This window comes from Streptomyces sp. MBT65 (genome assembly GCF_016612545.1).
GTDB lineage: Bacteria > Actinomycetota > Actinomycetes > Streptomycetales > Streptomycetaceae > Streptomyces.
On record NZ_JAENRY010000144.1, the window covers coordinates 1 to 13,729 of the forward strand.

At 69.9% G+C, this 13,729-nt stretch carries 11 protein-coding genes; 6 read left to right on the top strand and 5 right to left on the bottom strand.

Going from position 1 to position 13,729, the window contains the following annotated elements; all coding sequences use genetic code 11:
* On the bottom strand, positions 1–901 hold a 901-nt coding region (locus JHN63_RS53095; protein WP_234477891.1), incomplete at its 3' end, for a helix-turn-helix transcriptional regulator.
* Between JHN63_RS53095 and JHN63_RS53100 the strand changes: the two genes are divergently transcribed.
* A complete protein-coding gene (locus JHN63_RS53100; RefSeq protein WP_234477892.1) occupies positions 900–1,259 on the top strand; it encodes a DUF4232 domain-containing protein in 360 nt (119 codons plus the stop codon). The two genes, JHN63_RS53095 and JHN63_RS53100, sit on opposite strands and share 2 nt — an antisense overlap.
* A 47-nt stretch (positions 1,260–1,306) precedes the next feature.
* On the opposite strand, the gene JHN63_RS29270 is transcribed toward JHN63_RS53100, so the two are convergent.
* On the bottom strand, positions 1,307–4,081 hold the full coding sequence (locus tag JHN63_RS29270; protein ID WP_200686239.1) for a tetratricopeptide repeat protein: 2,775 nt from the start codon (positions 4,079–4,081) through the stop codon (positions 1,307–1,309).
* A 212-nt stretch (positions 4,082–4,293) separates the two neighbouring features.
* On the opposite strand from JHN63_RS29270, the gene JHN63_RS29275 reads away from it, so the two are divergent.
* Both JHN63_RS29275 and JHN63_RS29280 read left to right on the top strand, forming a co-directional pair.
* Positions 4,294–5,526 carry a glycosyltransferase family 4 protein gene (locus JHN63_RS29275; protein ID WP_200686241.1) on the top strand — a complete coding sequence of 411 codons (1,233 nt, stop codon included), beginning with the start codon at positions 4,294–4,296 and terminating at the stop codon, positions 5,524–5,526.
* Between the two features lie 60 nt (positions 5,527–5,586).
* Positions 5,587–6,339, top strand: a complete 753-nt coding sequence (locus JHN63_RS29280) for a hypothetical protein (RefSeq protein ID WP_307782010.1) — start codon at positions 5,587–5,589, stop codon at positions 6,337–6,339.
* 15 nt (positions 6,340–6,354) lie between these two features.
* Here JHN63_RS29280 and JHN63_RS29285 read toward each other — a convergent pair whose 3' ends face one another.
* The 3 genes from JHN63_RS29285 to JHN63_RS29295 form a co-directional block, all read right to left on the bottom strand.
* Positions 6,355–6,774, bottom strand: a complete 420-nt coding sequence (locus JHN63_RS29285; RefSeq protein WP_200686243.1) for a hypothetical protein — start codon at positions 6,772–6,774, stop codon at positions 6,355–6,357.
* Between the two features lie 372 nt (positions 6,775–7,146).
* On the bottom strand, positions 7,147–8,463 hold the full coding sequence (locus JHN63_RS29290; protein WP_200686246.1) for a helix-turn-helix domain-containing protein: 1,317 nt from the start codon (positions 8,461–8,463) through the stop codon (positions 7,147–7,149).
* 102 nt (positions 8,464–8,565) lie between these two features.
* Positions 8,566–9,090 carry a toll/interleukin-1 receptor domain-containing protein gene (locus tag JHN63_RS29295; protein ID WP_200686247.1) on the bottom strand — a complete coding sequence of 175 codons (525 nt, stop codon included), beginning with the start codon at positions 9,088–9,090 and terminating at the stop codon, positions 8,566–8,568.
* Between JHN63_RS29295 and JHN63_RS29300 the strand changes: the two genes are divergently transcribed.
* The 3 genes from JHN63_RS29300 to JHN63_RS29310 all read left to right on the top strand — a co-directional run bounded on the left by JHN63_RS29300 (position 9,089) and on the right by JHN63_RS29310 (position 13,578).
* Complete coding sequence (locus JHN63_RS29300) at positions 9,089–11,257, top strand: hypothetical protein (RefSeq protein WP_200686249.1); 2,169 nt, start codon at positions 9,089–9,091, stop codon at positions 11,255–11,257. The two genes, JHN63_RS29295 and JHN63_RS29300, sit on opposite strands and share 2 nt — an antisense overlap.
* 492 nt (positions 11,258–11,749) lie before the next feature.
* The gene (locus JHN63_RS29305) at positions 11,750–12,253 is read left to right on the top strand and encodes a very short patch repair endonuclease (protein ID WP_200686251.1); all 504 of its coding nucleotides are present in this window, start codon (positions 11,750–11,752) and stop codon (positions 12,251–12,253) included.
* A 272-nt stretch (positions 12,254–12,525) separates the two neighbouring features.
* A complete protein-coding gene (locus JHN63_RS29310; RefSeq protein WP_200686253.1) occupies positions 12,526–13,578 on the top strand; it encodes a hypothetical protein in 1,053 nt (350 codons plus the stop codon).
* Positions 13,579–13,729: the final 151 nt, after the last annotated feature.

A 13,729-nucleotide genomic window follows, 5' to 3' on the forward strand; every position in this document is an offset into this window, starting at 1 on the left:
CTTCGGGGGTGGGTGTGGGGGTGGGTGTTCCGCTTGTCGGTGCGGTAGGCGTTGCCTGGGGTGCCGGTGGTGCGGTCGGCCTTGCTTGGGGTGCCGGTGGTGCTGTGGGTGTCGCGGTGGCGGCCTTCCGCTCGCGCTGGCGGGCGCCGTCGGCCAGGATCCACCGGCGGTGGGCCTCGACGAGTTCCTCCGGGGTCGCCTTGCAGAGCCGGGCGAACCGCTCCACGGGGGCGTAGTCGGTGGGTACGGCATCGCCGTTGCAGTACCGGTGCAGCGTCGACGTGCTCATGTGCAGCCGCTTCGCGAGCACGCCGTAGCTCAGCCCCGACCGGTCCTTCAGCTCCCGTATCAGCGCCGCGAACTCGGCCGTCTCCTCAGGCGTCGCCACCCTGCCCCCATCCCAGTCCCGCGTTCCAGGGAGTCGGTGTTCCCCCAGGTCAGAGCCGATGCGAACGTTCCAGGTTCCCGTGGATCCCGACTGCCGTAGCGGGTGGGACGGAAAGCGGCACAGGCTGCGGTCATCAAANCTCTCCCTCACCGCCTGCAACGACAAGCTGGGAGTACAGGACGAGGGCGCGGCGAACTCGAACTCGTCCACGGTGGCGCCGGCGGGAACGGCCGGGGCGAGGACGGGTGGGGCGAAGACGGGTGGGGCGGGGCAGACGAGCGGGTCCGCCGGGTCGAGCGGGTCGAGCGGGTCCGCCGGTTCCGCGGGGTCCACGTCGAGGGGCGGCAAGACGAGCGGGGGCGCGGGCACGAACTCCGGCACGGGCTCGGGCACGAACTCGGGCTCGGGTTCTGGCACGAACTCCGGCTCGGACACGTCCGCTAGCAGCGTCCCGTGCAGCGGCGCCAACACCAAGGTGACCGCACGGACGGTCAGCCGCCCCGTCAACCACATGCTGCTCACCGTCACCAACACCGGCTCCAAGACCTGCGACCTCTACTACTACCCGGCCGTCAACTTCGGCGACGCCCAGTCCGTACCGCCGGTGATCGAGGACTCCCAGCCCCAGGCGGTGACCACCCTCACCCCGGGCGAGTCGGGCTACGCCGGCGTGGCCCTCTCCGGCGGCGACGACGGCAGCGGCACCAACGGCCGCACGGCGAAGTCCCTCTCCGTCTACTTCTTCGACCGCAACAACAACGGCATCAGCCCGGCGGCGACGCCGTCACTGCCGACGAAGGGCGTGTACGTGGACGACTCGCTGAAGGTGACGTACTGGCTGTCGGAGGCGGGGGACGCGCTGACCTACTGAGCGGCAGGGGCCCGATCCTCGGTGAGGATCGGGCCCGAACCCTGTGACTACCCTTCGGCAGAGGTCAGTTCGGCCAGGAGAGCGGCCGTAGTGGTGGCCCCGGCCGCGCCGATGTCCCGCTGGATGCGCAGCGCCTCGCCCACCCGCTCACGGGCGGTCGCGAGATCGCCCGCGGCCGCGGCGGCCCGGCCGAGCCCGAGCAGCGCGTCCGCCTCCTCCAGCGGACTGCCCAGCTCGCGGGCGATGCCCAGGGCGACCTCGTGCGCGGCCGAGGACTCCGCCGCCCTGTCCACGGACAACTCCAGTCGCCCCAGCGAGTTCTCGGTCGCGGCGAGACCAAGGCGGTCACCGAGCTTCCGGTACAGGTCACTGGCGTCGCCCAGCTTCTGCCGTGCCTCGGTGGAGCGGCCGATGTCCGTCAGCAGATCGGCGAACTCCTTCAGCGCGCACGCCATCCCCAGTTCCTCACCGATCTCGCGGTACAGGTCCAGCGACGTGGCGAAGGCGTCCGCTGCCTCCCCGTCCTTTCCGAGCTGGTGCAGCGCGGCGCCGTAGTCGATGAGCAGTTCGGCCTCCAGCGCACGGTCGGCGAGCCTGGCGGCCAACTTTCTTGCCGTGGCGAGGAGTTCGACGGATTCCTCGTACCGGCCCATCAGCCGCAGGACACTGCCGAGCTTGGTCGTCGTCTGCGCCTCGACGAGCGCGATGCCCAACTCCCGGGAGAGCGCGCGGGCTTGGCCGAGGGCGTCCTGGGCCTGGTCGTAACGGTCCATGAAGTACCAGGTGTTGCCGAGGTTCTTCAGTGCCGTGACGCGGCCGAGGGTGCTGTTCAGCTCCTCGTGGAGGGCGAGTGCCTCGGTGAGCTGCCGTTCGGCCTCGGGGTAGTCGTCCACCCAGTAGGCCAGGGTGCCGAGTTCGATCATCGCGTCCGCCACGCCCGCCCGGTCGCCCGCTGTGCGGCTCAGCTCCAGCGCCTGCCGGAACTGGTCCCGGGCGGTGTCGTTGCGGCCCGTCAGGAAGTGGATCGAGCCCAGCTCCAACAGGGCGGCGGCCCGGCCGAGTTGGTCGCCGGAGGCGGTGCGGGCGTCGAGCGCGGCCTTCGTGATCCGCTCGGCGGAGTCGAAGTCGCCGTGGTTGCGGCGGGCGGTGCCGAGTTCGAGCAGGGCGGTGGCCTCGGCGGCCCGGTCCTCCACCGCCCGTGCCGCCGTCACCGCGTCCTCGTGCAGTCGGGCGGCGACGTCCCACGGCCCGCTCAGCCGCAGATGCCGTGCCATGGCGGCGGTCAGCGCGACCACCCGGGGCGGGCTGTCCGAGGCGGTGCGCAGACAGGCGAGCAGGTTGCCGCGCTCCGCCGTGAGCCAGGCCAGCGCCGCCCCGCGGTCCGCGACCGGCGGCAACTCGCCGCCGTAGCAGGCTGGTTGGGCGGGTGCGCCCGGGTCCGCCGTGTCCCGCAGGAGGTGGTCGGCGTTGTGGGTGGCGTCCTGGAAGTAGTCGAGCAGCCGGTCCACCGCGGCCTGTCGCAGGGCCGGGTCCCGGTCCTCGTTCAGTCCGCGCAGATACTCGGCGATCAGGTCGTGGAGTTCGTAGCGGCCCAGGATGTGCTCGTCCATCAGGTTGTCGTCGTACAGCGCCTCCAGTTGCCGTGTGGTCTCGCGCACGGTGCCGGTCGTGACGGCGGCGCCCGCGTACGCGTCCAGGTCCGGGCCCGGGTGCAGACCCACCAGGGTGAAGAAGTCCTGGCGGTCCGGGGGCAGTGCCCGGTACGACAGCTCGAAGGCGGCCGCCACCTCGACGTTGCGGACCCGCAGCACGGATAAGCGGTTCACCGCCTCGCGCATCTCGTTCACCAGATACTCGACGGTGAGCGCCTTCCGGTTCCTCATGCGCCCTCCGAGGATGTCGATGGCCAGCGGCAGATGCCCCGCCAGTTCCATCAGTTCGGCCACCGGGCTGCCCGGTGGCAGCGGGCGCTGGGCGCTCCGGCGGAACATGAGGTCCGCGTCCCCCGGCGAGAGCACGTCGAGGGCGATCGTCACCGCGTCCAGGCCGATCATCCGGTGCCTGCTGGTCACCAGGACCAGGGACGAGGGCGAACCCGGCAGCAGCGGGCGGACCTGCGCGTCGTCCAGCGCGTTGTCCAGGACCAGCAGCACCTTGCGGTCGGCCAGCCGGCTCCGCCACAGCTTCGCGCGCTCCTCCAGGCCGTTCGGCACCTGCTTCGACGACACCCCGATCGCGGACAGCAACTGCGCCAGGGCCTCCGTCGGCGGTACCGGCCGGTCGTCCCCCGAGTGGGCGTGCAGGTTCACGAAGAGCTGCCCGTCGGGAAACCTGCGGCTCAGTCGGTGGCCGACGTGCGTGACGAAGGCCGACTTCCCCACGCCCGGTTTGCCGTCCACCGCGCGCACGGCGATCACACCGCCGCCGGCCCGCGCGGCCCGCACCCCGTCGAGGACCGACTGGAGTTCGTGCTCCCGCCCGGTGAAGTGGGGTGTGTCCCGGGGCAGTTGATTGCCCGGTGGCACAAGGGCCGCGGCCTCGGTCGCCGCCGCGAGATCCTCCAAGGCGTCGAACAGGCCGAGCACATAGGCGCGTCGCCGGTCCGAGGCGTCCTTGGACAGGCCCATGACGCCCAGACAGTGCTCGACGTACTTCTCCACCACGGACCGGTCGACGGGGCGCTTCCACCGGCCGCGCTCGATCGCGGAGAGCGTGGCGTCCGATCTGCCGGTCGGCTTCTGCAGGTCGCCCTGCCGGAGCCCGGCCTCCTCGCGCAGGCGGGCGAGCTCCCGGCCCAGTACCTGTTTCTGCTGATCGGTCACGTCTTGGCCTCCTGTGGTGGCCCCGCTGCTGAATTCCAGCGGGGGATGCGCCCGCTCACTCCGTTCACCTGCGAGAACGCCTGTCTCTTCGGCGGCGGTTCCAGCGTTCGGCCGCTGACGGCCTTCTGGAACCCACTCTGGGCTCGCACCGCGAACCAGCTCCGGGCCGCCCTGGCCCGGGGTACGGACAGGCAGCGAGAACGGCGACGAGCATGACAGCGCAACCGCGTACCGAGCACGAGGAGCACGTACCTCGCACACCGAGGTCGTATCTGCTGCTGTGCCCGATGTGGTCGCCGACCCGGGGCGGCGTGCCCGCGTTCAACCGCCTCGCCGCGACCGGGCTGGCGGAGATCGGGCACCGCGTCGCGTGCCTGGTGCTGAGCGCCACCGCCGAGGAGCACGAGGACGCGCGGCGCCGCGGTGTGACCCTGCTGACCGCCGAATCGACCCCGGCCGGTCCGACCCTGCTGCTGCCCGCGTCCGCCGCCGTGGACTTCGGCGCCGAGGTGATCGTGGGCCACGACCGGTTCACCGGCTGCGAGGCCTGGGCCTACGCCCGCCGGCACGCCCCCGGCCTGCTGGTGTACATCGCGCACACCGTGCCCGCGGAGATCGAACGCTACAAGGACTCGGGCCGGGCCACCTCGCGGATAGAGGAGCGGGAGCGGATCATCCGCCGGCTCGGCGCGGAGGCCGATGTCGTCGCCGCCGTAGGACCGCGGATCGCGCGCTGTACGGCCGACCTGCTCGCGGCCGGGGACACCACGCGCGGCGGCGACGTCGTCCAGCTCGATCCGGGCATCACGCTGTCCGGCCCCGAGCCGAGGCGCCCGCTCGCCAAGCGGAATGTGCTGGTGCTCGGGCGCACCGAGGACATCGGGCTCAAGGGGCTGGACCTCGCGGCCCGCGCCGTCGCCGGCGTACCGGTCCTGGGCGGGCCGCCGTTGACCCTGCTGGTCCGGGGCGCCGCCGAGGCCGAGTGCGACGACCTGCACGGGACGCTGGTGGAGCTCTCCAGGCTGGCCCGGGAGCGCGTCGACGTCCGCCCCTACACCGTCGACCCGGCGGAACTCCGGCGCGACCTCGCCCGGTCCGCGCTGTGCGTGATGCCCTCCCGGGTCGAGGGCTTCGGCCTGGTGGTCCTGGAGGCGATCGGGGCGGGCACACCGGTGCTGGTCGGCGGGAGCAGCGGCGCGGCCGAGCTGCTCCGCGCCGAACTGGGGCACGCCGCCGAGCCGATGATCGTGGAGATGTCCGACGACGAGGAGATCGACGTACGCCGCTGGAGCGACGCGATCGCCGGGGTGACCTCCGAGCTGGAGGACTCCTTCGCCTACGCCGAGGACGTACGGGCGCGGCTGGCGGGCCGGCTCGACTGGCGTAGGACCGCCCGCACGCTGGCCGAGGCCGTCGACCGCGCCGTGGAGCGGCGACGCGGATGAGCCGCCGCGGACACCGTGCCGTAGGGGCCTAATCCCTCGAACACGGGTATGTACCCCTGCGTGGCCGACGCGCGGGGGGAGGCGGCGGAGATTCTGTCGGTAGTGGTCAACATCGCGGTCGGGCTGGTGACGAGTGTCATCAGCGGCTCTGGAGTCTGGTTGTGGCAACGCGGCAAACACGCCCGCGCGCTGCGGCGGAAGGCGGCGTTCTTCGGGCTGCGGCCGGGTGGCGAGTGCCTGATCGTGATGAACAACAAGTACGACCGTCCCGGCAGCGCCGCCCACAAGGACGTCCGGGCGATGATCGAAGTGGCCACGCTGGCAGGGGAGTTCGGCTGCCAGGTGTCCGTGGAGTCGAGCGGCGACTTCCACGCGAGCAACGACAGCCGGACCGAGTTCTGCATCGGCGGCCCCTGGGGCGGCTCCAACATCCGCACCGGCGGCCATCTCGCGGCTCACCTTCCCGGGGTCGACTGGCGCCCCTTCGGCCCCGGCCCCGACTCCAGTGCGATCGTGGTGGGAGACGACCACTTCCTCTGGGACCGGGGGAACGTGGAGTACGCGCTCGTCGCCAAGTTCACGCCTCCGGAGTCGGCCCGCCCGGTCCTGCTGGTCTGCGGCCAGAGTTCGTTGGCCAACCACGCCGCGATCCACTTCCTCAAACGCGCCCATCGGGAGCTGGCCGGAGCGGTCCCCTCGATCGACCGGTTCTGCGTCGTCGTACGGATCTCGTCCATCGCCACCTACGGCTTCCAGCGGGCGAGCCTGGAACGCGACGTGTCCACCAAGGCCTTCGCCGTGCCCACCGGGTGAAATCCGTGCGTGGTGTCAGCCCGCCGTGACCTGGACCCGCGGGTCGGCCTCGGTGAACGCGTCGGAGACCTTGGTGATCAGCTTGCGGGCGTGCAGGCCGCCGCCGATGCCGTGGGGTGAGTAGAGCTCCACGGTACGGGTGGCTCCGCGGTCCCACACGTACATGTGTACGGCCGTCCCGTTGCCCTGGCCGCCCCCGCTGAACTTGGGCACGTACGCCCCCACCGTGAAGTCCGGCTGGTCGTCGTCCAGGCTGGCGAACGGGGAGTCGTTGGTCGGGGTGAAGTACCCGCTCACATCGTTCCCCATCAGTTTCGCCGCCGCCCCGCCGAGCACCGAACCCACCCCGCGCGCTCCCGCCGCACCGATGCGGAACACCTCGGCGCACTGCTTCACCGTGAGCGTGGTGGTCAACTGCGTCTGCTTGCTTCCCATGTACCGACCTCTGATCCGTGTGCGGCTCTCGACATCCCACCGCAGGAGGGTGAGTACGAAGGAGAGACGGCGGACACGGCCGCCACACCGCCACAGCGGAGGGAGACGGGATCTCCCCCGCCTCCCTCTCGCCCCCGGCACCACTGGCCCCGGCCCCCTCGCGACGCAACGAGCGTAGGACCGGCGCGGTCGCCGCGACCATCGTTGCCTGTTGCCAAGTCAAGTTGGCACCACGGGGGTTGTGGGGCGGATGCGGCGCGGTGCGGATGTCACTTGGGCGCGTGGTTCTCGTACGGTGGGTGGGGTGCGGTTGGGGTGGGGCGGTACGGCGATCGGCTCGGGCCGGCTCCGGTCGGCGTGCGGGTTGCCTGGTCAACTGGGCGTCACGCAGCCCGTGCAGCTCAGTGCGGCCGTCACCCTGGCGCGCAGTTCCCGCATCGCGGGTCGGGTGTGTCTGCGGCGCAGCGATATCGCGAGCTGCCGGAGCTGGGTCCGGACGGCGTCCGAGCACAGTCCTTCGGAGTCCTTCAACAGACCGTCCACCACCGGGACGACGGCGTCCAGCTCGCCCGCGTCGGCGAGGCTCAGGGCGAGCCGGGCCGTGAACAGCGCTCGCATGCGAGCCGCCCGGTGCGGCAGTTGACCGAGACCGTCCCGGATCACCTCCGCCGCTTCGTCCGGTCTCCCGAGGTCGTACAGGCACCAGCCGCCGACCGGGCCGCCGAGCCGTACGGCGAGATCCGAGCCGATGACCAGCGCGGGCGACCGTGACCGGGAGCCTTCGCTCGGCCTCGCGGCAGTGACGGTGATGGCGGCGGTGCCGGCGGTCGCGTCGAGCAGTTCGCCGGCCCGGTCCAGCGCCGCCGCGCACAACTTCCCCCGCCCCGCGAGTGCCAGGCCCTGCGCCTCCCGGAAGGCGGCCAGCGCGCGGATCCGCGGACTGCCGTGGCCGCGCCGCCCGGCCTCGGCGGCGTACTCGACGACGCTTTCGGCGTTCCCCTGGTACAGCGCCAGACCGGCCCGGCGGATCAGGGTGTGGTCCGCGAGGTCGTGTGCGCCCGCCTCCGTGGCCAGGGTCTCGGTGCGCCCGATCCACCGCTCGGCCTCCGTGTGGTTCCCGGACTCCTGCGCCATCCACCCGGCGAACTCGCAGTAAAAGGCGAGGAGTTCGAGGTACTGGTCGCGGGCGGCCGGGGTTCGAGCGGCCGGTGCCAACGACTCCAGCAGCGAGATCGCGCCACCGGCCTGCCGCAGCACGGGAGTTGGCGACACCCGCTGGGCCAGCCGGCGCAACTCGCCGAGGTGGCCGGTGAAGTGCGCGACGGACCGTACGTCCTCCCCGTCGTCCACGGCCGGTAACGCCACCGGACAGACAGCCGGGGCCGGCTGCCCGGAGCCAGGGGCGCCCTCGGTGCGCGGCGAACTCGGCACCGCACGAGGGGACTTGTCGGCGGCTGAGGTCGGGGCCGCCCGCGGCACGCGTGGCGCCAGCAGGTCGGCCAACTCACCATCGGCGCCCAGCGCCGTGTCGCACAGCCGGGCCAACTGCGGGCTCGGGGTGCGGTCCCCCGACTCCACCCGGCTGAGGTAGGACGGCGAGAAGTGCACCAGGTCGGACAGCCCCGACAGGGACAACCCGGCCCGAATTCGGTGCAGTTGGAGGGCATGACCGAAGCGGAGTGGCGGCAATGCGGTACTCCTGCCGAGAGCGGTGGGTCAGGACAATATCCGCCGAAGTGAATACTTGTCCGCCGATTCCGGATGAACCCAGGTCGGCCGCACGGACCGCCGTCACCGCGCCGGTCGCCGCAGCAGCTCCGCCACCTCGTCGACCAGCCGCTCCAGATCGGCCGGGGCATACCTGTGGTGCAGCCGCAGGTACTGCTGCCCGCTCAACCGTGCGACGGCCGGGGGCAGTTGCTGCTCCTGCGGTAGGTTGGCGTTCAGCAGGACCGGAACCACCCGCACCCCACTGTGAAACGCCTGGAGGATCTCGCGGCGCACCCAGTCGGCCGGATCGTGCAGGCGCGGCCTGCCGTGCGCGTCGACGGCGTCGAGCCAGCGCGGACCGATCACCGCCAGCAGGACCGAGGACTCCCGCACCGCGCCGAGGATGGCCTCCGCGAAGTCCTCGCCGGGGCGGATCGACCGAGAGGCCCGGAAGACCGCCTCGGGCCCGAACCGGGCACACAGCGCGGTGTCGATCAGAACCGCGCCGTACGGTTCGTCTCCGGTCCGGTAGTTGATGAAGACACGTGTCGGGGGTCGGCCGTTCGGTCGCCCCCGTTTCATCGAAGCCGGGGTGTCAGTTCTCATGACTGGATCGAACCGCGAGGCGCCGGGTGAAAAAAACGGCCTCAAGGTGAAAACGCCCCGCGACCAGGGCGGATACGAGGGCGCGCACCGGGGCGGAAACGCGGTCGAGAACCCGGTCGAGAACGCGGTCGAGAACCCCGTGCCGACACCGGACCTGGTGGCACCGGACCTGGTGGCACCGGACTTGGCGGCGCCGGACTTGGCGGCCTGGCAGGCACTCCGGTCAGGTCTGCGCCAGGTCCACACGGCGGTGGCATACGGCCTGCGTGACGACCGGGAGGCAGAGCCCGAGGCACTGCGGGCGCTGGCCGCCGCCCCGGCCTTCGACCCCTTCGGCCCCCTCTGCGCACGGGACGGCTGCACCGAGGAGGAACGGGGACGCTGGCTGGCCGACCGCGTCGTCCGAGGCGTGGAACGGGCCCGCGACACCGTACCCGAGGTCGTACCGGGCGGGCTCCGCGGCTCCGCGGAGCAGGCCCTGGTGCTCTGGTGCCTGCACGTCGCGCTCGGCATCCCCCTCGACGAACTCGGCGCAGCTCAGCAGGGAGACATCGAACCCCCGCTGCACGGACGGGACTTGGCCCAGAAGATCGAGGGCAGGATGTGGCTGAGCGCCCGCCCGACCAGCCGCTCCCGCCCGGGCATCGACACCCTGTACCACGAGGTGCAGGCCGCGCTGCGCGACCGTTTCCCCACCCGCGAGGACGACACCGACGGCGAACTCGCCCGCGCCCACTTCGGCTACGAATGGCACCGCCTCACCCGCCTCGGCCAGGATGCCGAACGCGAACTGCTGACCCTGCTGAGCACCCTCGCCCCCGCCCCACTGCCGGTCTCCTTCCTGGCCGAGGCCTGGGGCCCACTCCCCGACCCGCTGCGCGACCTGGGCAACAGCACCGCCCTGATGGCCCTCGCGCTACGACGGCTGCTCGACCGCGGGCTGCTCCTGGTGACCGCCCGCGGCGACACGCGTCTGGTCGCCATCCCCCGCCTCCTGCACCCCCTGCCCACGGAAACCCTGGACGCGCCGCAACGCCGCCGCCGGGCCAACATCGCCCTGCGTTTCCTCGGCGTGGCCCTGCGCGGCGACACCCACGACCACGACGCATGGCCGGAGTGGCGCGACGCCCTGCCCCACGTCCTGCACGTAGTGAACCTTGCGGACCAGCACGGCGACGGCCTCCCTGAAGCCGCTGACCTGATGGACCGACTCTCGGTGTTCCACCGCGTCCGCGGCGACGACACGGCCGCCCTGACAGCCGCCGACCGAGCACTCCACCTCTACGAGCGGGCACACACCCCCGTACCGGCCACCTACGCCACGTACCTCACGAACCATGCGATGGCTGTGCGCGCGGTGGAGGGGGCGGAGGCGGCGCTGAAATCCATCGAGAGGGCGCTTGCGATTGAGGTTGAGGAGGGAGGTGGGGTGGAGCGGGTGGATCAGGTGGGTCCGGCGAACCGGGCGGATCAAGCGAACGTGCCGGACGGACCGGGCATGCTGGGTGCGCCGGACGCGCCGGACGCGCCGGACACGGCGGACGCGTCGGACGCGTCGGACACGGCGGATCAGGTGAACAGGGCGGATCTGTCGAAGCAGGTGAACCGGGCGGGTCCGGCGAAGCAGGTGAACCGGCTAGACGCCGACCACGCCCAGACACTCAACCTCTACGCCTCGATCCTGGAGAGCGCCGGCCGTTCCCAACAGGCGGACGAGGCATTCCGCCAGGCCCTCACCATCGCCCGCCACAGCCACCAGGACTCCGGCGACGAAGAGGACGCGGAAACACTCGTCATGGTCCTCAACGACTATTCCGTGCACCTCCTGCACCACGCGCCAGAACAGGGCGCCTCGGCCAAGTCGCAGGCAGCCGAGGTACTACGACTCCTGGAAGAGGCCGAGACCGCGGGCCGCACCGGAGGCTACGGCACGGAACAGATCATGCTGAACCGCGCCGAGGCCCTACGCCGACTCGACCGCCCCGAGGACGCAACCCGGGTACTCGAAGACCTCATCGCCCTGTGCGAACAGTGGGACGAACCCACCCTGCTCCTGTTCGCCGCCCTGGCCAACCTCGCCGAAATCCTCGCAGCCCTCGGCGACCCCCGCCACGGCGAGGTCCTACGCCGGGCCCACGAGATCGACGACTTGCTCGCCACGTCATAGCCGCCCCGACGCCAACAAGGGACACCTGAAAAGACCCCGGGCGAGGCGAAACAACTCAGGGCCCGATCCACTCACTGGATCAGGCCCTGACCTGCTACTCACTGTCGGGGTGGCGGGATTTGAACCCACGACCTCTTCGTCCCGAATGAGGTTCGGTTAATGATCTTTCCTGCCTGGACTGTTTTTGCGCATGTCAGGTGAGTGGGCCCGGTTGGTCTCGGGTGGTGTGGAGGGGGCTTCGGGAGCAGGTCGGCTCCCAGATGGCTCCCAGCAGGAATCCGGCTTCGCCGATGGCAACAGCATGGACTACTCCGTTGCCGGATCGCTGGAGCCGCTGGTTGCCCGTACCGGGCTCAGGCGAGTCGGTGAGTGCGAGACTTGCGGCCGCCCGCCCCACCAAGGGGAAGTGCCGAGAATGGAGCTGGACGGACAGGCACAGGTCCTCGCCAAGCTGGATGACCCGGAGGAAGCCGTCCCTAAGCTGTCAGAGCTATGAGTGAGCAAGGACAACTAGAAGCACCGGCGGAGCAGTGGACACCGCCGGAAGGGTCGTGGGCGTCGTCGGCCGCGAACCGGCGGAGCATGCTCGGCAACCGGCATCGCGATACCGCACCCGAGCGGCTCCTCCGCTCGCTTGTCCACTCCGCTGGACTGCGCTACCGGGTGGCGGCAAAGCCGCTCCCGAAGATGCGCCGCACGGCCGACATGGTCTTCCGCCCTGTGAAGGTGGCCGTCTTCATCGATGGCTGTTTCTGGCACGGCTGCCCGGAGCACTTCGTGATGCCCAAGACGAACCGGCCGTACTGGGAGGACAAGATCGGCCGGAACATCCAGCGAGACAGGGACACAGACAACCGTCTCGCGGAGGCAGGTTGGCTGGTGCTCCGTTTCTGGGAGCACCTCGAACCACAGGCGTGTGCCGCCACTGTCATTGAGGCAGTTGCCGCCCGGCGGCAGGAGGCCGAAGCCTCGAAGCATCCGAGGAAGACCCGCTGACCGCCATGTCGCGGGCGGCAGCGGTCAGTTGATCTTCGCCTGGTTCAGCGAGACGCGCTTAAGCATGGCTGTACCGGTGTCGCAGGTCCGCTCGGGTAACCTGCGGCTGCCGGTGCGAAGCCCTGTCACTAGCGGTTGTCATCTTTCACCGTTGTTCCCCCCTCAGGCGGCCCCACACGTCGGGCCCTGAGTCTTGCCTCACCCGCCGATCCCAAGGCTTCCTGGGCCATAAAGCCGCAGAGTTTCCCTCTGCGTTCTGCCACACTTCCTTCATGGGTTCCAAGAAGATCGTCTACCTTGACCAAAACAAGTGGGTCGAGATACTCAAGGCCCAGAAGAGTGGAACGGACTCGTCTTTACTGGAGGCTGTCGCCACCCTCCGAAAGGCTGTGCAGTCGGGAAGCGTGATAGTGCCGCTTGCAGCAGGCCATTACCTTGAGACATGGCATCGGTCAAACTGGGAATCCAGGCATGATTTGGCGCAGGTTATGCGCGATCTGTCGCAGTTCTCCACGCTGGCGCCGGTACAACGCGTGCAGCGTTGGGAGATAGACCTAGCTTTGATTTACTGCCTTGGATTTGAATCTGGAGGGGCGGAACCAAGGGAAATTCAGAAGAAAATCCTCGGGCGGGGTGTTAATCACGCCTTTGCATCGCCTACCGGACGTCTGCGCCTGGTTAGCAGCGTTGCCACTGATGACGCCCCGGAGGGAGAACCGCTAGAGCCGGAGTCGCAGCTACTGGATCTTTTGGAAAAGGTGCGCGCTCTACCCAATGACGCGTACGAGTGGTGGTCTCTCGCAGGCAACACAAACGACTCGATGATCCACAAGGACTGGGACACGCGAGGTCAGCACAGGATCGGCGAGACGTACGCTATGCAAGAGCGAGCGCTTTCAGATCATCTGATTGTGATCCCTGGGGGGAAGGGGAGACTCGATGACTTGATCGCAGCTCAGGACCTGGCTGAAATATCGGAAGATGTGAATGAGGCTGCGGCAGAAATCGGTCTCGACCCCCTAAATGTCTATGGGAAGCTAGTCCAGATGGGGGGCCCAGAAGCCGTCAAAGGATTCTTGCGGGCCATGCCATCCGTTGCGGTTAGGTATGAAGCGCGACGCTTGAAGCATCGAAACCATCAGTGGCCGTGGCAACAGCATGACCATATCGACCTAGCCGCTCTCTCGGTCGCAGTTCCCTACGCCGATATAGTCGTCACTGAGCGACAGTGGGCCCACCTCTTCAAGGTCGCCAAGCTGGATCGCCGATTTAACACGCGCGTGATCAGTCGGCTGAGAGACTTGCCTAAGATTTTGGACGACTGACAGCCAGCTCTCCATGCTGCTGTAGGTGTCCACTTGCTCAACCCACTACTCTCGCCGCAGCGCCCGCCCACGCCACAGCGGACCCGCGGGCGGCAATGGCGCCTTCCATCCCGGTGCTGGCCGCCGCCCCCGCTGGAGGCACTGCTCTAAC

Bases quoted from the DNA above. Each gene is read 5' to 3' on its own strand.
- JHN63_RS29310 (WP_200686253.1), top strand. From the start codon at position 12,526: ATGGGTTCCAAGAAGATCGTCTACCTTGACCAAAACAAGTGGGTCGAG.
- JHN63_RS29300 (WP_200686249.1), top strand. From the start codon at position 9,089: ATGACTGGATCGAACCGCGAGGCGCCGGGTGAAAAAAACGGCCTCAAG.
- JHN63_RS29305 (WP_200686251.1), top strand. From the start codon at position 11,750: ATGAGTGAGCAAGGACAACTAGAAGCACCGGCGGAGCAGTGGACACCG.
- JHN63_RS29275 (WP_200686241.1), top strand. From the start codon at position 4,294: ATGACAGCGCAACCGCGTACCGAGCACGAGGAGCACGTACCTCGCACA.
- JHN63_RS29285 (WP_200686243.1), bottom strand. From the start codon at position 6,774: ATGGGAAGCAAGCAGACGCAGTTGACCACCACGCTCACGGTGAAGCAG.
- JHN63_RS53100 (WP_234477892.1), top strand. From the start codon at position 900: ATGCTGCTCACCGTCACCAACACCGGCTCCAAGACCTGCGACCTCTAC.
- JHN63_RS29295 (WP_200686247.1), bottom strand. From the start codon at position 9,090: ATGAGAACTGACACCCCGGCTTCGATGAAACGGGGGCGACCGAACGGC.